This window comes from Streptomyces sp. NBC_00385, assembly GCF_035917155.1.
GTDB lineage: Bacteria > Actinomycetota > Actinomycetes > Streptomycetales > Streptomycetaceae > Streptomyces > Streptomyces poriferorum.
The window spans coordinates 2,544,196-2,564,899 of sequence record NZ_CP107951.1 but is presented as its reverse complement, the minus strand read 5'-3'; the positions used below and the strand labels follow the sequence as shown (position 1 = coordinate 2,564,899).

At 72.3% G+C, this 20,704-nt stretch carries 16 protein-coding genes and 1 pseudogene; 7 read left to right on the top strand and 10 right to left on the bottom strand.

The annotated features are described in order from the left end of the window. Positions 1–16: 16 nt before the first annotated feature. The 5 genes and pseudogenes from OG959_RS11020 to OG959_RS11000 form a co-directional block, all read right to left on the bottom strand. Positions 17–1,093: a HAMP domain-containing sensor histidine kinase gene (locus tag OG959_RS11020; protein ID WP_326657979.1), complete on the bottom strand. Its 1,077-nt coding sequence runs from the start codon at positions 1,091–1,093 to the stop codon at positions 17–19. Then, the gene (locus OG959_RS11015) at positions 1,090–1,827 is read right to left on the bottom strand and encodes a response regulator transcription factor (protein WP_148020697.1); all 738 of its coding nucleotides are present in this window, start codon (positions 1,825–1,827) and stop codon (positions 1,090–1,092) included. Before OG959_RS11015 ends, OG959_RS11020 begins: the two co-directional genes overlap by 4 nt. Before the next feature lie 231 nt (positions 1,828–2,058). After that, positions 2,059–2,754: a spermidine synthase gene (locus tag OG959_RS11010; RefSeq protein ID WP_326657978.1), complete on the bottom strand. Its 696-nt coding sequence runs from the start codon at positions 2,752–2,754 to the stop codon at positions 2,059–2,061. A gap of 153 nt (positions 2,755–2,907) precedes the next feature. Further along, positions 2,908–3,725 (bottom strand): annotated as a pseudogene (locus tag OG959_RS11005) (nucleotidyltransferase domain-containing protein). Further along, positions 3,722–4,321, bottom strand: a complete 600-nt coding sequence (locus tag OG959_RS11000) for a cysteine hydrolase family protein (protein ID WP_326657977.1) — start codon at positions 4,319–4,321, stop codon at positions 3,722–3,724. Before OG959_RS11000 ends, OG959_RS11005 begins: the two are co-directional and overlap by 4 nt. 247 nt (positions 4,322–4,568) lie before the next feature. On the opposite strand from OG959_RS11000, the gene lon reads away from it, so the two are divergent. After that, positions 4,569–6,989 carry an endopeptidase La gene (lon, locus tag OG959_RS10995; protein ID WP_326657976.1) on the top strand — a complete coding sequence of 807 codons (2,421 nt, stop codon included), beginning with the start codon at positions 4,569–4,571 and terminating at the stop codon, positions 6,987–6,989. 100 nt (positions 6,990–7,089) lie between these two features. Here lon and OG959_RS10990 read toward each other — a convergent pair whose 3' ends face one another. Together OG959_RS10990 and OG959_RS10985 are read right to left on the bottom strand one after the other, a co-directional pair. Then, positions 7,090–7,770 carry a polysaccharide deacetylase family protein gene (locus tag OG959_RS10990; RefSeq protein WP_326666325.1) on the bottom strand — a complete coding sequence of 227 codons (681 nt, stop codon included), beginning with the start codon at positions 7,768–7,770 and terminating at the stop codon, positions 7,090–7,092. Between the two features lie 282 nt (positions 7,771–8,052). Next, positions 8,053–8,898, bottom strand: coding sequence for a lysozyme (locus tag OG959_RS10985; protein WP_326657975.1), 846 nt, complete (start codon positions 8,896–8,898; stop codon positions 8,053–8,055). 224 nt (positions 8,899–9,122) lie between these two features. On the opposite strand from OG959_RS10985, the gene OG959_RS10980 reads away from it, so the two are divergent. Further along, a complete protein-coding gene (locus tag OG959_RS10980) occupies positions 9,123–9,620 on the top strand; it encodes a MarR family winged helix-turn-helix transcriptional regulator (protein WP_389055172.1) in 498 nt (165 codons plus the stop codon). Between the two features lie 47 nt (positions 9,621–9,667). Here OG959_RS10980 and OG959_RS10975 read toward each other — a convergent pair whose 3' ends face one another. Next, a complete protein-coding gene (locus OG959_RS10975) occupies positions 9,668–10,450 on the bottom strand; it encodes a protein phosphatase 2C domain-containing protein (protein WP_326657974.1) in 783 nt (260 codons plus the stop codon). A gap of 364 nt (positions 10,451–10,814) precedes the next feature. Between OG959_RS10975 and OG959_RS10970 the strand changes: the two genes are divergently transcribed. Genes OG959_RS10970 through OG959_RS10950 form a run of 5 tightly spaced genes read left to right on the top strand, consistent with a single transcriptional unit; the run spans position 10,815 to position 16,598 of the window. Then, a complete protein-coding gene (locus OG959_RS10970; RefSeq protein ID WP_326657973.1) occupies positions 10,815–13,814 on the top strand; it encodes a sensor histidine kinase in 3,000 nt (999 codons plus the stop codon). Next, positions 13,811–14,290, top strand: coding sequence for a roadblock/LC7 domain-containing protein (locus OG959_RS10965; protein WP_326657972.1), 480 nt, complete (start codon positions 13,811–13,813; stop codon positions 14,288–14,290). The genes OG959_RS10970 and OG959_RS10965 overlap by 4 nt, the downstream gene beginning before the upstream one ends. After that, the gene (locus OG959_RS10960; protein WP_148020703.1) at positions 14,287–14,703 is read left to right on the top strand and encodes a DUF742 domain-containing protein; all 417 of its coding nucleotides are present in this window, start codon (positions 14,287–14,289) and stop codon (positions 14,701–14,703) included. The genes OG959_RS10965 and OG959_RS10960 overlap by 4 nt, the downstream gene beginning before the upstream one ends. Beyond that, positions 14,684–15,334, top strand: a complete 651-nt coding sequence (locus OG959_RS10955; RefSeq protein WP_148020704.1) for a GTP-binding protein — start codon at positions 14,684–14,686, stop codon at positions 15,332–15,334. Before OG959_RS10960 ends, OG959_RS10955 begins: the two co-directional genes overlap by 20 nt. Before the next feature lie 22 nt (positions 15,335–15,356). Further along, the gene (locus OG959_RS10950) at positions 15,357–16,598 is read left to right on the top strand and encodes a styrene monooxygenase/indole monooxygenase family protein (RefSeq protein ID WP_326657971.1); all 1,242 of its coding nucleotides are present in this window, start codon (positions 15,357–15,359) and stop codon (positions 16,596–16,598) included. 91 nt (positions 16,599–16,689) lie between these two features. Here the strand turns inward: OG959_RS10950 and OG959_RS10945 are convergent, their stop codons facing one another. Further along, positions 16,690–17,931: a C40 family peptidase gene (locus OG959_RS10945; RefSeq protein ID WP_326657970.1), complete on the bottom strand. Its 1,242-nt coding sequence runs from the start codon at positions 17,929–17,931 to the stop codon at positions 16,690–16,692. 172 nt (positions 17,932–18,103) lie between these two features. Continuing rightward, positions 18,104–20,704 carry an outer membrane protein assembly factor BamB family protein gene (locus OG959_RS10940; RefSeq protein WP_326657969.1) on the bottom strand — a complete coding sequence of 867 codons (2,601 nt, stop codon included), beginning with the start codon at positions 20,702–20,704 and terminating at the stop codon, positions 18,104–18,106.

The window sequence follows — 20,704 nt, the reverse complement described above, 5'->3', positions numbered from 1 at the left end:
CGGTTCGAACCCTATGTCAACCTCGTGGCTGATGGATCCCCGGAAGAGTGACGCGGATGCGGCAGCCGCGAGCCGATTCGGCCACACCGATCCGGCCGCCGTGCAGATCCACCGCCCAGCGGGCGATCGCCAGGCCCAGGCCCGTACCGCCGTCGCTTCCCGGACCGTGCGGAGAGGGCTCCTCGCCCCGGTTGAACCGCTCGAAGACCCGGTGGCGCTCGGACTCGGGGATGCCGGGGCCCTCGTCCACGACCTCCAGATGCAGCGACTCGGGCTGCCCGCCGCGCCGGGCGCGTACGGTGACCCGGCCGTGCGGCGGGCTGTGCTTCACGGCGTTGTCGATCAGGTTGGCCACCACCTGGTGGAGTCGCTCGGCGTCCGCGTGCGCGGTCAGCTCCGGTGGCGACACGTCCAGGTGCAGATGCACGTCCGTACGGGAGTGGTTGCCGGAACCCGAGGACAGTCGGCGGTGCGCGGCGGCGAGGTTCGCCTCCTTGAGGACCCCCGACAGATAGGGCCACACCTCGAAGCGGCCGGCCTTCAGCGTGACGACGCCGTTGTCCAGCCGGGACAGGTCCAGCAGCGTCTCCACGAGCCTGCCGAGCCGTTCCGTCTGTTTCAGGGCGGTGCGCATCGTCTCCGGATCGGCCGCGGACACCCCGTCCACGACGTTCTCCAGCACGGCTCTCAGCGCCGCGATGGGCGTGCGCAGCTCATGTGAGACATTCGCCACCAGCTCCTTGCGGTGCCGGTCCACGGCCGCCAGGTCGTCGGCCATCAGGTTGATCGTCTGCGCCAGGTCGCCGAGCTCGTCGCGCCGGTCGGCGCCGCTCACCCGTCTGGTGTAGTCGCCGTGCGAGATCGACCGGGCGACGGCCCTCATCTCGTCCAGCGGCGCGGTCAGACCGTGCGCCACGAACTGGGTGATCAGCAGGGTCGCGATCACGGAGAACACCGTGATGAACCGCAGCTCCGTGCGCGTCCGCATGGCCACCATGATCAGCCCGGTCGTGATGAACACCGAGACCACGACCAGGGTGCCCAGCTTGGCCTTGATCGAGAACGGCCGAAGCCCCGGTCCGGGCGCGGTCATGGCGCGGGGGTCTCCAACGCGTAACCGACACCGTGCACGGTACGGATCCGCTCCGCGCCGATCTTCCGCCGCAGCGCCTTGATGTGGCTGTCGACGGTACGGGTGCCCGAGGCGTCCGCCCAGTCCCAGACCTCCGCCAGAAGCTGCTCCCGCGAGAGCACCGCGCGCGGGGTGTTGGCCAGGCAGACCAGCAGGTCGAACTCGGTCGGCGTCAGGTGCACGTCATCGGCACGGACCCGTACCCGGCGCTGCGCGTGGTCGATCTCCAGCTCGCCGAGCCGCAGTATCCCGCTGCGGGGCGTCACGGCGGCCAGTGCGGCCCGCTCGACCCGGCGCAGCAGGACATGGACCCGGGCCGCCAGCTCACGCATGGAGAACGGCTTGGTCATGTAGTCGTCCGCGCCGACGCCGAGGCCGACGAGCATGTCGGTCTCGTCGTCGCGGGCGGTCAGCATCAGTACCGGCACCGGGCGCTGGGCCTGCACGCGCCGGCAGACCTCCAGGCCGTCGAAGCCGGGAAGCATGATGTCGAGCACCATCAGATCCGGCTGCCAGGCCTCGGCCGCGTCCACGGCCGCGGGGCCGTCGAGTGCGGTCTGCACCAGGAAGCCCTCGGCCCGCAGCCGGGCGGCAATGGCATCGACGATCGTCGCGTCGTCCTCGACCACCAGCACGCGGCGCTGCGCGCCCGGGGTGGCCGCGACACCTGTGTGGGTGGTGTGTGTTTGTTCCATCGCCCCGCCCCTGCCCGTTCTCACGGAGGCCATTCCCCCGGACGTACGGTCTTCGCTCGTGAATTTCGTGGGTGATCCCGCTATCGGTCAGCAGCGTAAAGGCAGCGGAGGGCTCCCGGCTACGCAGGGTGCAAGCCCGCGGGGGCGGGCCGGGGGAACAGCGGAGGCGGAGTGTCGCGCTTGTGGCGCTTGGCCCCCGGGCGTCCGGGGGCCCGCATACCCGGCGGGGGGTTATCGGGCTGCTCGAATTGCGAGATGGACCACGTCGGGCACACCTCGGGCAACGCCTACTTCTTCCGTCCTTACCCCACGGAATCCGGCATTCCGCAAGGCTTGTTCGAACTCCTCGGACGGCTGTGCGGACCACACCGCGAGCACGCCTCCCGGTGTGAGCCGCGCGTGGCAGCCGGCGAGCCCGGCGGGGGAGTACAGATTTCCGTTGTCGTCGGTGACGGTCCAGTCCGGCCCGTTGTCGATGTCCAGACACAGCGCGTCGTAACGGTCCGTAGTCGTACGGAGGTGGGCGACGAGGTCCGTCGTCAGGACCACGGTCCGCGGATCGGCCAGCGCCGCCCCCGAGATCCCGGCCAGCGGCCCGTCCCGGTGCCAGTCGACGATGGCCTGCTCCCGCTCGGCCACCGCGATCCGCCCCCACCTCGGCTCGGCGGCGGCCCGGGCGAGCGAGAACCCGACGCCGAGCCCGCCGATGAGCACCGCCGGGGCGGTCCGGCCGGCGGGCAGCGCGTCGAGCGCGGCGTCGACCAGCAGCCGCTCGGAGCGCCCGTCCGAGGTGTCCATCAGGAAGCACCCGTTGGCGATGATCTCGAAGTCGTCGCCCCGCCTGCGCAGGACGACCTCCCCGTACGGTCCCTCGCGGCGGTCCAGGATGACGGGGGCGAGGGCGTCGGGGCCGAAGGTGAGGGGCATGGCGATGGTCTCCGGTGGATGGCGGTCGCTGTTCCCGCCATCCTGGCGCCTGCCGCGACGGCCGGGCCAGCGGTTTCCCCGAACGAGGACGGGTCGAGCCGCGTTCCCGGGAAGTGCTCCTGCTTACGCACGCGGATGCGGACGCGGGCCCGGTCAGGGGCGTGGCGCCGTCTCGCCGTGCACCGCGATGTGCTCGGCCGCCAGCCAGGGCGCGAGGGCGTCGACGAGCAGGGACAGGACGGCAGGGTCGGCGGTCGGGGTGCGGCCCGTGCGCGCGGCCGGCCGCATCTGTTCGGCCCGTTCGGGAAGGTGCGGGTGGTAGCGGGCGAACAGCTCGGCCGACTCGGCCAGGTCACTGGTCCAGCCGCCCACTGCGGCATGACCAGCGTGAACCCGGTACGTACGACCCGACGGGCCGCCACCCGGCTCGAGGCGCGTCGCGCGGCGTCCGTGGTCGCCCCGGCGGCCCGCTCGCGCCAGCGCGGGAGTGCCAGGCCCAGGCCCCCGTTGGTCTCGCGGGCCAGCAGCGAGGTCGGCCGGTAGCGCGGCAGCCGGGCGGCGAGGTCGTCGCCGAGCAGCGGAGTGCACAGGCACGCGACGAAGAAGCCCATGTCATGGCGTTCGAGTGTGCCGAGCAGCGTGTCCGCGTCGAAGAGAAGGATGCCGACGCCGTCGATCTCGTCGAACGCCGCGTCCAGGGCGGTCTCGACGGCGTCGGCGTCGGCGCGGTCCGGTCCGGTGGGCCCGTCGCGCAGGGCGAGCAGCAGGTCCAGGTCGGAGACCCCGGGTGTGGCCGTGCCGCGCGGGATGCTGCCGTACACGTAGGCGCTGTCCAGCCGGGCGGGACCGAAGGCCTCGGAGATCCGGGAACGGGCCGCGGCCACGACCGGCGCGAGTGCGGGCCGCACCCGGCCGAGTGAGCCCTCGCGCGCGATCGTGCCGTCCCGGTTCAGCCCTCGGTCCTCGTTCATGACGGCACTCTGCCCCGTGGGAGCGGCCGCGGCGCCGTGAACGTCACCTCCGCGGCCCGCGCCGTGACGTGGGCGTCCGCACTGATCGCCCAGGCCGCGACCCGCGAGACCACGGCGGCCGGGACCGCCTCGCTGATGCCGGGGGCGGCCGGGATGTCCTGCGTGGCGTGCGCGTCGTGGGGGAGGACGACCCGGTAGCCCAGGGCCAGCGCCGTGCGGGCCGTCGCCTGGACGCACATCTCCGACATCACGCCGCAGACGGTGACCGCCCCGACGCCGGCCGCGCTCAGGACGGAGCCCAGCGACGTCTCCGCGAAGCCGTCGTCCCGCGTCTTGCGGATCACGAACTCGGTGGGGCCCGGCCGGACCGGCAGGTGGAGCGCCCAGCCGGGGGTGTGCGGCTCGTCGCCGGAGCCGGGGGCGCCGTCGTTCTGCAGATGCACGACGAGCGCACCGCTCCGGCGTGCGCGGGCGATCAGGTCCGCCGTCCGCTCCAGCAGTCCGGCCGCGCCGGGCACGGCCCGGTCGCCGGTCACCCCGGCCTTCTGGATGTCGACGACGAGCAGGGCCTGGGAAGGAAGGGCGGCATCGGGCATGGGGGCATCCTGTCCGGCGGCATCTTCGTGTTCCACGGGATTTCGTGCGGCCTCGGGTCCGCGGGCGGAGGGACTGAGGCGTCCGGATCCGCGGGCGGAGGGACTAAGGCGTCCGGATCCGGCGTTGGACCAGGGCATGACGCGGCAGTCGTACGTGATCGCTCACAGCGAACGCGCTCCCGGGAACATTGAGCGGCTCAGGAGCATTGAGTCTGCATAACTCAACTTGACTGCCGAAGGGGAGATCATGGCTACTGAGTCCAATGCGGTCACACCGCTCACGCTGCCTGTGCTGCCGCTCGACGACGAGGTCGTGCTGCCCGGAATGGTGGTACCTCTCGACCTGTCCGAAAGCGAGGTCCGGGCCGCGGTGGAGGCCGCGCAGGCCGCAGCCCGCGAGGGTGGCGGCAAGCCCGAGGTGCTGCTCGTTCCGCGCATCGACGGGGCCTACACCGGGATCGGTGTCATCGGGACCGTCGAGCAGGTCGGACGGCTCTCGGACGGCGACCCGGGTGCCCTCATCCGCGGTCGTGGGCGCGTACGGATCGGGGCCGGGACCAGCGGGCCCGGTGCCGCGCTCTGGGTGGAGGGGACCCGGGTCGACGGTTCCGTCCCCGAACCGCTCCCCGGAGCCGTCGCCGAACTGGTCAGGGAGTACAAGGCCCTCGCCACCAGCTGGCTGAAGACCCGCGGCGCCTGGCAGGTCGTGGACCGGGTCCAGCAGATCGAGGACGTCTCCGCGCTCGCCGACAACTCCGGATACTCCCCCTTCCTGACCACCGCCCAGAAGGTGCAGCTCCTGGAGACCGCCGACCCGGTCGCCCGGCTGAGGCTCGCCGTCCAGTGGCTCGGCGAACACCTCGCCGAGCAGGACGTGGCCGAGTCCATCGCCAAGGACGTCCAGGAGGGCGTCGACAAGCAGCAGCGCGAGTTCCTGCTGCGGCGCCAGCTCGACGCCGTACGCAAGGAGCTCTCCGAGCTCAACGGGGATCCGGAGGACGAGTCCGACGACTACCGGGCACGCGTGGAGGCCGCAGACCTTCCCGAGCACGTCCGCGAGGCCGCGCTCAAGGAGGTCGACAAGCTGGAACGTGCCTCCGACCAGAGCCCCGAGGGCCCCTGGATCAGGACCTGGCTCGACACCGTCCTCGAACTCCCGTGGACCGAGCGGACCGAGGACGCGTACGACATCAAGGGCGCCCGGGAGATCCTCGACGCCGAACACGCGGGCCTGCAGGACGTGAAGGAGCGCATCACCGAATACCTCGCGGTGCGCAAGCGCCGCGCCGACCGCGGGCTGGGCGTGGTCGGAGGCCGGCGCGGCGGTGCGGTGCTGGCCCTCGTCGGGCCGCCCGGGGTCGGAAAGACCTCGCTCGGCCAGTCCGTGGCGCACGCCATGGGGCGCAAGTTCGTCCGCGTCGCCCTCGGTGGTGTCCGGGACGAGGCGGAGATCCGGGGCCACCGGCGTACGTACGTCGGCGCGCTGCCCGGCCGCATCGTCCGCGCCATCAAGGAGGCCGGCTCGATGAACCCGGTCGTCCTGCTCGACGAGATCGACAAGGTCGGCTCCGACTTCCGGGGCGACCCCGCCGCGGCCCTCCTCGAAGTGCTCGACCCGGCCCAGAACCACACCTTCCGCGACCACTACCTGGAGGTGGAACTCGACCTCAGCGACGTCGTCTTCCTGGCCACGGCCAATGTGCTGGAAGCCATCCCGGAGGCGCTGCTCGACCGGATGGAACTGGTCAGGCTCGACGGCTACACCGAGGACGAGAAGGTCGTCATCGCCCGCGACCACCTGCTCCCGCGCCAGCTGGAGCGGGCCGGCCTGGAACAGGACGAGGTCGCTCTCGACGAGTCGGCGCTGCGGAAGCTGGCCGGCGAGTACACGAGGGAGGCCGGGGTCCGGAACCTGGAGCGGGCCGTCGCCCGGCTGCTCCGCAAGGTCGCGGCCCAGCACGAGCTCGGCGGCCGGGAACTGCCGTTCACGGTGACCGACGAGGAGCTGCGCGGGCTCATCGGCCGGCCGCACCACGTTCCCGAGTCCGCCCAGGACCCGGCCGAGCGCCGTACCGCGGTGCCCGGCGTGGCCACCGGGCTCGCGGTGACCGGAGCCGGGGGTGACGTGCTCTTCGTGGAGGCGTCGCTCGCCGACCCGGAGACCGGGGCGTCCGGCCTGACCCTCACCGGTCAGCTCGGCGACGTCATGAAGGAGTCCGCGCAGATCGCGCTGAGCTTCCTGCGCTCGCACGGCGCGGAGCTCGAACTGCCGGTCGCCGACCTCAAGGACCGGGGCGTGCACATCCACTTCCCGGCGGGCGCGGTCCCCAAGGACGGCCCGAGCGCGGGCATCACCCTGACGACCGCGCTGGCCTCGCTGCTCTCCGGACGGCTGGTCCGTACGGATGTGGCGATGACCGGTGAGGTGTCGCTGACCGGACGCGTCCTGCCGATCGGCGGCCTGAAGCAGAAGCTGCTCGCCGCCCACCGTGCGGGCATCACCACCGTGGTGATCCCGCAGCGCAACGAGGCCGACCTGGACGATGTCCCCGCCGAGGTGCTCGACACGCTGGAGGTCCACCCGGTCACGGACGTCCGCCAGGTCCTGGAGATCGCCCTCGCCCCGGCCTCGGCCCCGGCTGAGCGGAGGATCCCGGCCGCGGCGTGAGTGTCACGGCGTGACGGACGTGGCACCACGGACACGGCCGGTACGGGCGGCCCGTCCCCCCTCGCGGGGAGGCGGGCCGTTCCGCGTGGGCAACGGTGACTCAGGGGCGGTAGATGGTGCCCGGGACCGGCTCGGCCGGGGCCATCAGTTCGGGGACGGTGACGAAGGTGTAGCCGCGCTTCTTCAGTTCCTCGATGATGCCGGGCACCGCGGGCACCGTGCCCTTGTAGATGTCGTGCAGCAGGATGATGCCGTCCTTGGTCGCCTGGTCGAGGATCCGCTTCTTGATGAGCGCGGAGTCCGTCGTCGAGTAGTCCTTGGCGGTGGCGTTCCACAGGATCTGGGAGAGCCCGAGGTCCTTGCTGATCCCGGAGACCGTGTCGTCGGTGCGGCCCTGCGGCGGACGCATCAGCCGGGGCTTCTTGCCGGTGATGGCCTCGATCGCGTCCTGTGTCTTCTTCAGCTCGGCGCGTATCTCCGCGGGCTTCTTGTCCGTCAGGATCTCGTGCGACCAGGTGTGGTTGGCGATCTCGTGGCCCTCCGCCGCGATCCGGCGGACGGTTTCGGGGTGCTTCTTCACGTGGTTCTTGCCCAGCAGGAAGAAGGTCGCGTGGACCTTCTCCTTCTTGAGGATGTCCAGCAGGTGGGGGGTGGCCTCGGCCGGCCCCGCGTCGAAGGTCAGGGCTATGCACTTCGCCTTGCGGCAGTCGACCGGGCCGAACGAGCCCTTCGCGTCCGAGCCGGCGTCGCCGCGGGCGGATCCGGGGGCCGTGGTCTCCATCGAACAGCCGCTCAGCGTCAGCGTGAGCGCCGTCACAAGAGCGACGGCCAACCCCGTACCGATCGACTTCGTCCTACTGGGCAAGGCGGGTCACTCCCTCATCGCTTACATCGCACTTATGTGCGGACTGCAAGGACTATACATAGTGCGTATACACGCGATGTATAGGGGGTGGGGTGAGTGCGGCAGGAAGCCTTCGTGCCTGCTCGGAGACGTGGAACGGGGCGGAGCCCGGTGACGGGGTGCGTCACCGGGCTCCGCCTGGAGAAGGAGTGCGAGGGGCTAGCCGTTGGCCAGCGCCTGTACGCGGTCGAGGGCGCCGTTGAAGTGGTTGTGGTCACCCACCGTCGGGCCGGACGAGGTGTACTGCCAGATCGTGTAGAAGCCCCAGCCGGCCGGGAGCGTTCCGACCGTGGTGTTGTAACGGGCCACCCAGAGCGGGTTGGTGGTGCCGAAGCTCGCGTTGTTGCCCGTGCAGGACTGCCACCAGCTGGTCGCGGTGTAGATGACCGCGTCGCGTCCGGTGCGCGCCTTGTAGGTGTTCACGAAGTCGCGGATCCAGGAGACCATCCCGGCCGCGGTCTTGCCGTAGCACTGCGCGCCGTACGGGTTCCACTCGATGTCGAGCACGCCCGGCAGCGTCTTGCCGTCCTTGGACCAGCCGCCCCCGTGGTCCACGAAGTAGTTGGCCTGGGTGGCGCCGCTCGTGGTGTCCGGGGTGGCGAAGTGGTACGAGCCGCGGATCATCCCGACGTTGTACGAGCCGTTGTACTGCTGGGTGAAGTCCTCGTTCGTGTAGTACGTGCCCTCCGAGGCCTTGACGTAGGCCCACTTGACGCCGCTGTTCCAGAGAGTCGACCAGGCCACGGCGTTCTGGTGGCCACTCACGTCCACGCCTTCGGTCTGGGCCGCTCGGCTGGTGGGCAGGCCGCCCTGACCGTCGTGGGCGATGACGCCCATACCCATCGTGGCCGTGCCCCGGGCGGGTGCGGTGGGGTCGCCGGCGGTGGGGGCCGCGCCGGCGGCGCCGGGCAGGGCGACAAGGAGGGAAAGAGCTGCGAGCAGAGTTCCCGCCGCGGCGAAGCGCGAGCGACGGACTGTCGTGGAGCCGGATCTGTGCACGGGCATTGCGTGCCTCCGAGGCCTCAGTGGGGGGATCTGCTGACCCGGGGCACGACGGACGCACCCCTTGCGGCATGCCATGGTGTGAACATGCCATGCATGACGCTACGCACGTAGACCCGGGTGGCGGAAGAGGGCCTGGGCGGTGCCGTTGGTCTACTCCTGCGAAATACTGGTGGAGCTGCGGCGATGACCGGCGGCGAAAGAAACTTTCAGTGGCGGGAAAGCTCATGAGGGGTGTTGACGTGCACGGGAGCGAACGCGGGAGTGAACCCGGCGCAACCGGGGGAAGTGGTGTGGACCACGAGTTCCTCGCCCTGGAGCTGGAGTTGGCGGTCTTCCTGCGCCGCGCCCGGGCCAACTCCGGTGAAATGGCGCGTGAGGTGCACCCCGAACTGGAGGCGGCGGCCTACGGGCTCTTCGTACGCCTGGAATCGGCCGGCCGTCAGCGGGCCACCGACCTCGCCTCCTACTTCGGCGTCGGCAAGGCCACCATGAGCCGTCAGCTGCGCGCGCTGGAAGACCTCGGCCTGGTGGCCCGCGAGCCCGATCCGGCCGACGGGCGGGCCTTCCTCGTCCACCTCACGGACGAGGGCCTCGCCCGCTTCCGCAGTGTCCGGGACGCGCGCCGCGACCGCTATGTGCGCAAACTCGCCGACTGGGACCGCACCGAGGTCGCGGAGCTGGCCCGGCTGCTGCACCAGCTGAACGCCCGCGCCGAGAGCTGAGCCGGACCGCCCCGCGCGAGGTGGTTCGCCCGTCGCGTTCGCGGCGGTCACAGCTGCGCGCAGACCACCGTCGCGTCGTCGTGCTGCTTGCTCCGCCGCAGGTGCGTACGGTCCGTGTCCGCTTCCTCCAGAGCCCGGACCCGGTCGATCAGCCCCTGGGGGCCCTCCTTGTGGAGCACCCCCAGGCAGTCCGTCCAGTCGCCCTCGCCGAACATCTCCGTCCAGCGGCTCGCCCCGTCCGTCATCGCGGCGACCGTCCGCACCCCGGCGCGCGGCGCGCGGCCGGTGACCGCGCGGTCCGCGACGGCCGGGTCGGCGGCGGCGGTGAAGAAGCCGCCCTCCTTGTTCCGCAGCGCGTCGGCGGCCGCCTCGGAGGCGAGCGACCCCGGCGGCAGCCGGTCGAGCCGGTCGTCCAGCACGGCGTGGACGGCGCCGCCCGGAGCCTCGAACAGCAGCACCGAGTCGGACAGCACCAGGTACTCGATCTCCGCCTCGTCCCAACGCACCATCACGACCGTTGCCTGTGGCGTCCGTACGTGAGAAAGGTCACACAGGGAACGGTGCGTGTCGGCGGTGCGCCGGATGGACTCCGCGAGGATCTCGCGCAGGGGTAGATCCCGCCGCGAACCCGACAGTTCGACCAGAGCGCCACCGAGCCGCGCCGTGAACCACGGGACCGAGTGTGCACAACCGTCGTCACCCCGCGGCGGAGTCACCCCGTCGAGCAGGACGAGCCCCCCACCCTGGCCGGAGGCGGGCAGGACCGTGGCCGCCCAGTCCTCGTTCGGACGCCCGGCGAGGCCGGCGGCGGTGGCGAGTTCGATGCGCATGCGGCCAGTCTGCACGATGCCTTCACGGGGCCTGCACCGACCGGGGATTGGCCCGTACCAGCAGGTCAGAAGGGCGGGTGGAGCGGAAGGAATCACTCCGGGAAGTGTGCGGGCGGGCATCCTGCCAAAGCCTGCCCCGAAGATCCAGCCGGACGCCCGGGTGTGCCGTGGAGGCCCCGGGGGGAGACTTGTTCGCCAACTCAGGAGTGCGGTTCACTCGTTCGAGTGGCGGAGCGGTTGATGCGCGCCCCCCTCTCAAAAGCACTGGAATGGTCAGAAGCCGTACCAGGGGTCGGGGCGCTCGTTCACGTGACCGAGCGTCACCTCTGCTTCAAGGGCGGACGAGTCGAGATTGCGAGCACCGGTGCAGAAGAAGCGGCCTCGGAGCAAGGGCAGCCAGCACAGCGGTTCCGAGGTGGCGTCGTCGGCGCCGGCTGAGCGCGGGCGCACCGTGCGCGTGCGCAGCCGGCTCGTCGCGGGCGTCGCCGTCGTCGGGATCACCGTCATAGCCGCGGGAGCGCCCGCGGCCCTGAGTGCTTCCTCCGACCTGACGGAATCGCAGCGCCTGGTCACCCTCGCGGAGCTGAACCAGCAGGCCATCGCGCTCGCGCACTCCCTCGCCGACGAGCGCGACGAGGTCACCGCCTTCATCGCCGCCGGCCGGGAGGGCAAGCCCGGTGCGACGAGCGGCTCCGCGGGCAGCCGCAGCGCCCGCGTCGACCAGCAGGTGGACGAGATCCGGGACGCGGCCTCCGCCGTCCTGCGCCGCGACCTCTCCACGATCCCCTCCCTGCGCCGCGACGCCATCAGCGGCAAGGGCACGGCGCTGGAGGCCCACCAGGCGTACACCGAGGTCATCTCCAAGCTCCACGACCTCGCCGAGGAACTCGCGGACAACACCTCTCCGCGCGCCGCCGAGGCGGTCCGCGCCCCCCTCGCGCTCGGCCGGGCCACCGAACAGGCCTCCGCCACCCGCGGGCTGCTGCTCGCCGCGCTCGCCGTCCCCCGCAAGGAGCCGGCCGAGCCGCAGATCGACCCCTTCACCGGCCTGCCCGTCCAGACCCAGGACGAGGGCGAGACCAAGGAGGACCGCACCCGCGACGAGCTGAGCGGCGCCGCCCAGCAGTCCCGGGTCGGCGAACTCTCCGCCCTCGCCGACTTCGACCAGGCCGCCGGCGCCACCGCCCGCGACAAGCTGTCCACCACGGTCACCGGTCCCGAGGTCAACAGCGCGGAGAAGTACCTCGCCGGGCTCACCGACCGCCCCGAGCTCTCCGAGTCCGACCAGAAGGTCAGCAGCAAGAAGCTTCAGGCGGCCCTCTCCGCCCGGATCGACCGGATGCGCGGCGTCGAGTCCGCCCTCGGCACCGCCCAGGTGCAGCGGCTCGGGGAACTGCGCGACGACGACGTCACGGCGCTCGAACTGCGGATCGCGCTCCTCGGTGGCTGTCTGCTCATCGCCGTCGGCGTCTCCACCGCCGTGGCCCGCACCCTCACCCAGCCGCTCGCCGTCCTGCGGATCGGCGCCGGCCGCCTGGCCGCCGAGCCCGAGACGGCCGAACCGGTCCGCTACACCGGCCGCAACGACGAGTTCGCCCAGGTCGTCCGCTCCATCAACGCCCTGCACGGCCGGCTGCACGGACTGCTCCACGAGTTCAACGGACGGTTCGAGAAGCTGGAGGCCGAGCGCGGCGAACTGATCGCCGGCCGCGAGGCCCTCACCCTCCAGCGCGCCGAACTCCAGGTCCACACCGCGGATCTGACGGCGCAGCTGGAGAAGCTGAGGAACACCGTCCACCACACCTTCGTCAACCTGTCGCTGCGCACGCTCGGCCTCGTCGAGCGCCAGCTCGGAGTCATCGAGTCCCTGGAGGAGCGCGAGCAGGACCCGGAGCGGCTCGGCACGCTGTTCAAGCTCGACCACATGGCCACCGTCATGCGCCGCCACAGCGAGAACATGCTGGTCCTCGCGGGCGCCGAGCACGGGCACGGGCACCCCGGGCCGATCCCGCTCGTCGACGTGCTGCGCGCCGCGGTCAGCGAGATCGAGCGGTACGAGCGGGTCACCATCCAGTCCCTGCCGCCGCACGCCCAGATCGCGGGGTTCGCCGCCGACGACCTCAGCCATCTCGTCGCCGAACTCCTGGAGAACGCCACCTCGTTCTCCCCGCCGGACTCCCATGTCCAGCTCTCCGGCTGGCTGCTGGAGACCGGCGAGGTGATGCTCTCCGTGCAGGACGAGGGCATCGGCATGTCGTCCGTACGGATGGGCGAGCTCAACACCCGCCTCGGCGACCCGTCGCTCTTCGAGGCGGGCGAGCAGAGCGCGGACGGCGCCGGTCTCGGCCTTCAGGTGGCCTCGCTGCTGGCCGCGCGCCACGGCGTCCGGGTCCAGCTGCGCGAGCAGAAGGGCAGCGGGGTGACCGCGGTCGTCGTGCTGCCCCAGGCCCTGCTCCCGAAGGCGCCCCCGGCCGCGACCCCGCCGCCGGTCACCGCCCCGGGGGACGCGCCCACGCTGAACCTCCCCGGGTCGGTCGCCGAGGCCAACTCCAACGCGCTGCCGCGCCGTACCCTCGCCCTGCCCGGCGACCCGCTCATCACGGCCGCCGAGCAGACGATCGCCGAGCAGACGGCCGCCGAGCAGACGGCCGGTCCGGCCGCCGTACCCGGCCCGGAGGCAGGGTCCCTCGTCGCCCCCGACCACGAGCCCCCGGTCGCCGCGGAGCCCGAGACCTCGCAGGCGGCGCAGCCCGCACCGGAGCCCGAGCCTCTGCTGCCCGCGGAGTCCGAGGCCGAGACCACGATGCAGGTCCGGCTCCCGCGGGTGCCCGAATTCGAGGACGTCCCCGAGTTCACGCACGCCCCCGCCTTCGGCGACGGCCCGGAGACCGCGGCCGCCGCCGGCCCGTACGCCATCGGTCCCGACCGCCACGAGCGCACCGCCGACGAGACCGGACGGCCGCAGCCGGCCCCCGAGCCCGCCCCGGCACCGCCCGCCCCCGCGCCGACCCCTGTGGCCGACGCGCTCCCGGGGCCGCGCCACCCGGAGCCGGAGACGCGGTCCGAGCCGCAGCCCGGACGGATCACCGACAAGGGGCTGCCCAAGCGCACCCCCAAGGTCGTCAGGCCCGCGTCGGCCCCCACGCCCGAGCGCACCGGCAGCGTCGACAAGGAGGCCCTGCGCCGCCGGCTCGGCGGCTTCCACCAGGGCGCGAAGGACGGACGCCGGGACGTCGAGGCGGAGATCGCCGAGGCCACCGGACCGGCCGGAGTCACCACAGGTACCGAGCACACTGAGCAGGCCGGCCGTACCGATGGCCGATCCGGAGAGACGGGGGACACAGTCGAGGAGGCACGCAGTTGACTGCGCCCAGCACATTCGGGCTGAGTACCGAAGCCCGGAACCTTCACTGGTTGCTGAGCAATCTGGTGGAGGAGGTGCCAGGGGTCCACTCGGTCACCGTCGTCTCGTCCGACGGACTCATGCTGCTCTCCTCCGACCCCGGCCACCAGGTCGCCCAGGGGGCAGGACGGCAGGACGGCCCCCGGGGCTCCAGCGCCGATCTGGCGACCATCGTCTCCGGCATCGGCAGCCTCACCGTCGGTGCCGCGAAGCTGATGGACGGCGGCGGCGTCAAGCAGACCATGGTCGCCATGGACGAGGGCAGTGTCTTCGTCATGTCGATCAGCGACGGCTCGCTGCTGGGTGTGCACGCCACACCCGACTGCGACATGAGTGTCATCGCCTACCACATGGCGCTCTTCGTCGGCCGTGCCGGACACGTACTCACCCCCGAACTCCGCAGTGAGCTGCGCAAATCGATGGAGAGCACCCAGTGACCCACGCTGCTGCTGAACCCGCCCGCAGGCTCCCCGTGCGCGGGGCCGACAAACGGCCCGCGCGGGTGCGCCCGTACTCGCTCACCGGCGGCCGCACCCGCTTCGGACACGTGCTGCTCGTCGAGACCTTCGTCGCCGCGCTCGAAGCCCCGGACGAGCGCCGCGAACTGACGAACGGCAACCTGGCCTCGCGCGTCATGCCGGAGCTCCAGGCCATCGTCGAGATCTGCCGCCGGATGCGTACCGTCGCGGAGATCTCCGCCCTGCTGAAGATGCCGCTCGGTGTGGTCAGGGTGCTGCTCAGCGACTTGGCCGACCAGGGAAAGATCCGCGTGTACGGAACCGGTCACGGCACCGGCCAGCCCGACCGCGCACTGCTCGAAAGGGTGCTCAATGGACTCCGTCGTCTCTGAGTCGCCGCTGTTCGCCCCGCGCCAGCCGGGGCCGAAGGACCAGGCCGAGGAATCGCTCCAGGCCTGGCAGCTCGACCGCACCAGGGCTCCGATCGCCACGAAGATAGTGGTCGCGGGCGGCTTCGGCGTGGGCAAGACCACCTTCGTGGGCTCGGTCTCCGAGATCACCCCGCTGAAGACCGAAGCGATGATGACCCAGGCCAGCGAGGAGACCGACGACCTCAGCGCCACGCCCGACAAGGTCACCACGACCGTCGCGATGGACTTCGGCCGCCTCACGCTCGACGACGACCTCGTGCTGTACGTCTTCGGCACACCGGGCCAGCAGCGCTTCTGGTTCATGTGGGACGACCTCGTGCGCGGCGCGATCGGCGCCGTCGTCATGGCCGACACCCGCCGGCTCGCCGACTGCTTCCCCGCCCTGGACTACTTCGAGAGCTGCGGTCTGCCGTACATCGTGGCCGTCAACCACTTCGAGGGAACACCCGGGTTCGAGGCCGAGGACGTCCGGGAGGCCCTGACCGTCCCCCCGCACGTGCCTGTTGTGATCATGGACGCGCGTAACAGGATCACCGTCGTCGAGTCGCTGCTGGCCCTGGTGGGCCACGCGCTCGACGCCACCCCGGCATAGCCACACACAACGGAGAACCGCGATGCGGAAGATACTCATAGTCGGAGCCGGCCAGTCCGGGCTCCAGCTCGCCCTCGGACTGCAGTCCAGAGGCTACGAAGTCACCCTCATGTCCAACCGCACGGCCGACGAGATCCGCTCCGGCCGGGTCATGTCGACGCAGTGCATGTTCCACACGGCGCTCCAGCACGAGCGGGACTACCAGCTCAACTTCTGGGAGTCCCAGGCCCCGCGGATCGAGGGCCTCGGCGTCTCGGTCGCCGCGCCCGACTCCTCGCGCGCCATCGACTGGGTCGGCAAGCTGGACGGGTTCGCCCAGTCCGTGGACCAGCGCGTGAAGATGGCCGGCTGGATGGACACCTTCGCCCAGCGCGGCGGACAGCTCGTCATCCACGGTGCGGCCGTCTCGGACCTGGACTACTTCTCCCGCACCTACGACCTGGTGATGGTCTCGGCCGGCAAGGGCGAGCTCGTCTCCATGTTCGGCCGGGACGCTTCCCGTTCGCCGTACGACGCCCCGCAGCGCGCCCTGGCCGTCGCGTACGTCCACGGCATGGGCCCGCGCCCCGAGCACCCCGAGTTCGACGCGGTCCGCTGCAACCTGGTCCCGGGCGTCGGCGAGCTCTTCGTGATGCCGACCCTGACCACGTCCGGCCGTGCCGACATCCTGTTCTGGGAGGGCGTCCCGGGCGGACCGCTCGACGCCTTCCAGGGCATCAAGGACCCCTCGGAGCACCTCGCCAAGACGCTGGAGCTCATGGAGAAGTTCACTCCGTGGGAGTACGCGCGCGCCACCAAGGTCGAACTGACCGACGCCAACGGCACCCTGGCGGGACGTTACGCCCCGACCGTCCGCAAGCCGATCGGCCGGCTCCCCGGCGGCGGCCTGGTGCTCGGGGTCGCGGACGTCGTCGTCGCCAACGACCCGATCACGGGCCAGGGCTCCAACTCGGCCTCCAAGTGCGCCAACGCGTACCTGGACTCGATCATCGAGCACGGCGACCGCGCGTTCGACGCGGAGTGGATGCAGGCCACCTTCGACCGCTACTGGGACACCGCCCAGCACGTCACGAAGTGGACGAACGCGATGCTCGGTGTCCCGCCGGAGCACGTGCTGAACCTGATCGGCGCCGCCGGCCAGCTCCAGCCGGTCGCGGACCGCTTCGCGAACGGGTTCAACAACCCGGCGGACTTCGAGAACTTCTTCTACGAGCCGGAGAAGACGAACGCGTACCTGGCCTCGGTGGCGGGTCCGGCCGCCTGAGCGCCCCGTACGCACCGAACGCACCGGCCGGGCCGGGCACCGCCGGGATCCTCCGGCGGGCCCGGCCCGGCCGGTGCGTTCGGTGCGAGCGCTACGCGTCGGGTGCCGACGTCTCGGCGTACCCCTCGTCGGAGCCGTCGGAGGCCCCCTCGGGAAGCTCCGGCGCCTCGTACGTGGCCAGCGGCGCGCTCTCCGGGTCGGGGCGGACGGCGCCCAGCAGCGGATTCGACGCCACGGGCGAGACCTTGACCCGGGATCCGGGCCGCGGCGCCTGCACCACCAGGCCGTTGCCGATGTACAGCGCCACATGGGTGGCCTTCGGGAAGTAGACCACCAGATCGCCCGGCCGCAGGGCGTTCACCGGCACCTTCCGCAGCTGCCGCCACTGCTCCTGCGAGGTACGCGGAAGGGGGCGGCCGGCACTCGCCCAGGCCTGCGAGGTGAGTCCGGAGCAGTCGAACGAGTCCGGCCCCTCCGCGCCCCACACGTACGGCTTGCCGATCTGCTCGATCGCGTACCGGACCGCCTCGCCGCCCTGGGCGGTCGCCGGCCGGGCCGAGGACAGGGCGCCCGAGGCGACCAGCGCGTCCTGCGCCTTGTCCGTGCCCTCTTGTTCGAGGCGGGCGAGCTCGGCGAGCTGGTCGGTGGAGAGGGTGGCGAGCAGCCCCTCGACCTGCTTCAGCCGCGCCTGGACCGCGTCGCGGTCCTTCTTCTGTCTGGCCGCCAGGGTCCGTTGCCGGTCCAGGACCTTGCGGGACTGCTTCGCCAGCTCGGCGGCACGCTTCTCGGCGCCGCCCAGGCGCTTCATGGTCGCCACCCGGCCGGCGGCCAGTCGCTGGACGACCTGGCCCTGGTCCAGCGCGTACTCGGGATCGCGCATCAGGAGCAGCCGCAGATACGCGGAGAGGTCGGAACGGCCCTGGTACTGCTCACGGGCCAGCCGGCCGGCGGCGTCACGGCTGCGGGACAGCTGGAGCCGGGAGGCGGCGAGCGCGGAGTCCAGCTTCTTCGCCTCCGCGGCCTTCTTCTTCAGCTCGGCCGCCGTCCCGTTGTAGGTCTCGGTGGCCTCCTCGGTCTGCTGGTACAGCCGCTGGAGCTCGTTCAATAGTCCGGTGACACTGCCGGCCGCCGCTTCCGGACCGGCGGCCGGGGCGGAGTCGTCCTCGGCGTCCGGCGACGGGACGGAGTCGTCCTCGGCGTCCGGCGACGTGGCGGGCGAGGGGGTCGGCGAGGGGGAGGGCGAGGACGGGGCCGCGACGGCCGCGGCCGGCGCGGTCACGACGACGGCGGCCAGCGCCGCCGTTCCGAGGGAGCGCAGAAGTTTGCCTGACACGACACCACCTCCGGAAACGGGGTGAATCGTGCGACTACCCCATGAGTGAGCGCAATTCCTCCCATACGCTCACTCGCCGTCAGGTGATGCAAGAACCTCCGGGCGTGGCGGCGGCCCGATTCCCCCGGAAGGCGGCGGGCCGGGCCCGTCGGCCGGGCCCGCCGCCTTCCGGTCAGGCGACCGGGAACGCGTAGACCACGCGGTCGCGCCGGACGAGGGCACTCTTGCCGTAGGCCAGCACCTGGTACCGGGCGGTGACGGTCGCCCCCTTGGGGTCCTGGGCCCCGATGTCCTGGAACTTCCAGAGCCGCCGCCCGTCGGCCGCGGCGAACGCGGTGACCTGCCCGGGATCCGCCGCGAGCAGCGTGCCGCCCGAGCCGCTGACGGTGACGGTGGGAGCCGTTCCGCCGGCCACCGCCTCCGTGGACCGCCGCCAGCGCAGCCGTCCGGTCTCGCGGTCGGCCACGCCCACTTCCTGGTTGCTGCTGGTGGTGTACAGGAGCGCACCGGCCTCGGCGGAGGTCCCGAAGGAGGAACCCGGTGTGCCGTTCAGCGTCCACTTCGGCCGGCCGCCGGGGGTCTCCAGGGCCCGCAGGTCGTCGCCGAACGCCACGTACAGCAGCCCGTCCGCGTCTCCCGAGACCGCCGCGTCCGGGGCGGTGCCGAAGACCTTGGCCCACTGCTGCTTCCCGGTCGTCCGGTCGAAGCTGCGGAAGAGCGCCTTGCCCTTGGCCGCCTTCACGTCGGCGGGGGTGAGCGTCAGCCGGTCCTGTCGTACGACGACGGCGTCCGGCCGGATCGCCACCAGTCGGTACACGGGCGCGGCCGGGCCGCGGCCGGTGGGCACGGGCGTCCGCCACAGCTCCTTGCGCTGCACGATGTCGTACCCGAACAGATACGACTTGACGACCTGCCGGTCCTTGCCGGGCTTCTTGCCCTTCTTCGGCTTCGGGGCCTTCACGGTGACCTGGTGCGAACCGGTGAACCAGAGCTGCGGGCCCGCCGATCCGACGAGGCCGCGCACGGACAGGTGCGGAGCGCCCTCGAACCCGTCGGCGTACGCCACCCGGTGGGCCACCCGGCCGTCCTTCGCGGACAGCCACAGGAACTCGGACGGTCCCGCGACGAAGCAGAACTCCTTGCCGGCGGCCAGGGCCGCCTGGCCCTTGGCGGCGTCCGGGCTCTCCCAGATCCGGCGCCCGGTGTTCAGGTCGACGGCGGACGCATGGGTGTCGCCGGTCAGGACCAGCAGCCGTTCGTTCCAGAGCGCCGCGGTGAGGGGGGCGGGTTCGGAGGCCGGGTGGGTGTAGATCCAGCGCGGCTGCGGAGGCAGCCCGGCGACGACGGGACGGCTGGGACCCGGTGCGGGCTTGGCGTCGACCGTGGGCTCGGCGTCGTCACCGGAGCCGAACGCGAGCACCGCGCCGCCCCCGGCCAGGAGACCGGCGGCTCCGGCGGCCGCCCCGATCAGCAAGGTCCGGCGGTCGACGGCCATGCGTCCGGCAGGGGCCGGGGGAGCGGCGGCGGTATGGGGCTCCGCGGGTCCGGCAGCGGGCAGGGCCCGGGGGAGCGGGACCAGAGGCGCGGCGGGGAGGGCTGCCCGCTGCCCTTGCCCGGGAAGCTGCGCGGGCGGCTCCGGCGGCATGGAGAGCTGGGTCGTCGCCCGGTCCGGCCGGGGGGCCTGGTGGTCGATGACCCCCAACTGTGCGGTCCTGGTGTCACGGTGGGGCGTGAGGGACGCGGGGTCCTGCGGAGTGTCCTCGGAGGCGGCGGGGACGGCGTCCTGCACGTCGGGGACGTCCGCCTCGGCCACCGCGGCCTCGGCCGGGGCGTCCACGTTCGCCCCGGCCTCGTCGGCGGACGCCGCGACTGCCGCCTTCCGCGCCCGGGCCCTCTGCTCGGCCACGGCGGCCGCGAGCAGCCCCGGCAGCCAGCCGCCCTTCGCCAGTCCGGCCGCACCTTCCAGCGCCAGCTCCGCCGCCACCGTGCCCGCGGTGGGACGGTCGGCCGGGTCCTTCGCCAGACAGCGGGCGACCAGTTCCCGCAACGCGTCCGGCACGGCGTCCAGCCGGGGCTCGGTGTTCGCGATCCGTTCCGCGGCCTCGGCGGCCGGGCCGTCCGCCAGCGGAGTGCTGCCGGTCGCCGCGTAGGCGAGGAGCAGGCCCAGCACGAACAGGTCGGAAGCCGGTCCCGCCTCCTTGCCCGCGACCTGCTCCGGAGTCAGATAGCCGAGCCGTACGGAGAGCTGGCCGCCCGGCCGGGCCTCGGCGTCGGCTGCCGCGCCCAGCGGCCCGAACGCGGTGAGCCGCGGCCCGTCCGCGGCCAGCAGCACGGTCCTGGGGGCGAGACCCTGGAGCACGGCCCCCGTCGCATGGACCCGCGAGAGCGTTTCGGCGATGCCCGCACCCAGTATCCGCACCGCACGCTCGGGCAGCGGCCCGGCCAGGTCGACGGCCTCGGCGAGGGTCAGCGCCGGCACGTATGCCGAGGCCGTCCACAGCAGGTCCTCGTCCTCGGATCCGTCGGCGGACGTCGCCGGCCGCGCGTCGACCCAGCCGCCGGCCAGCCGGTCTGCGGTACGGGCCTCCGCGTGGAACCGCCGCCGGAACGCGGGCAGCGCGGCCAGCTCCGGCCGGGCCGCGGTGACGACGACGAGGCCGTCCGGATCCGTGCCGTGCGCGAGGTACTGGACCGCGGCGGCCGTCTCACGGAACCGCGTCAGCGTTCTGTACAGGCCGAAGCGGCGTGGATCGTCCTGACGCAGCGCCTCCAT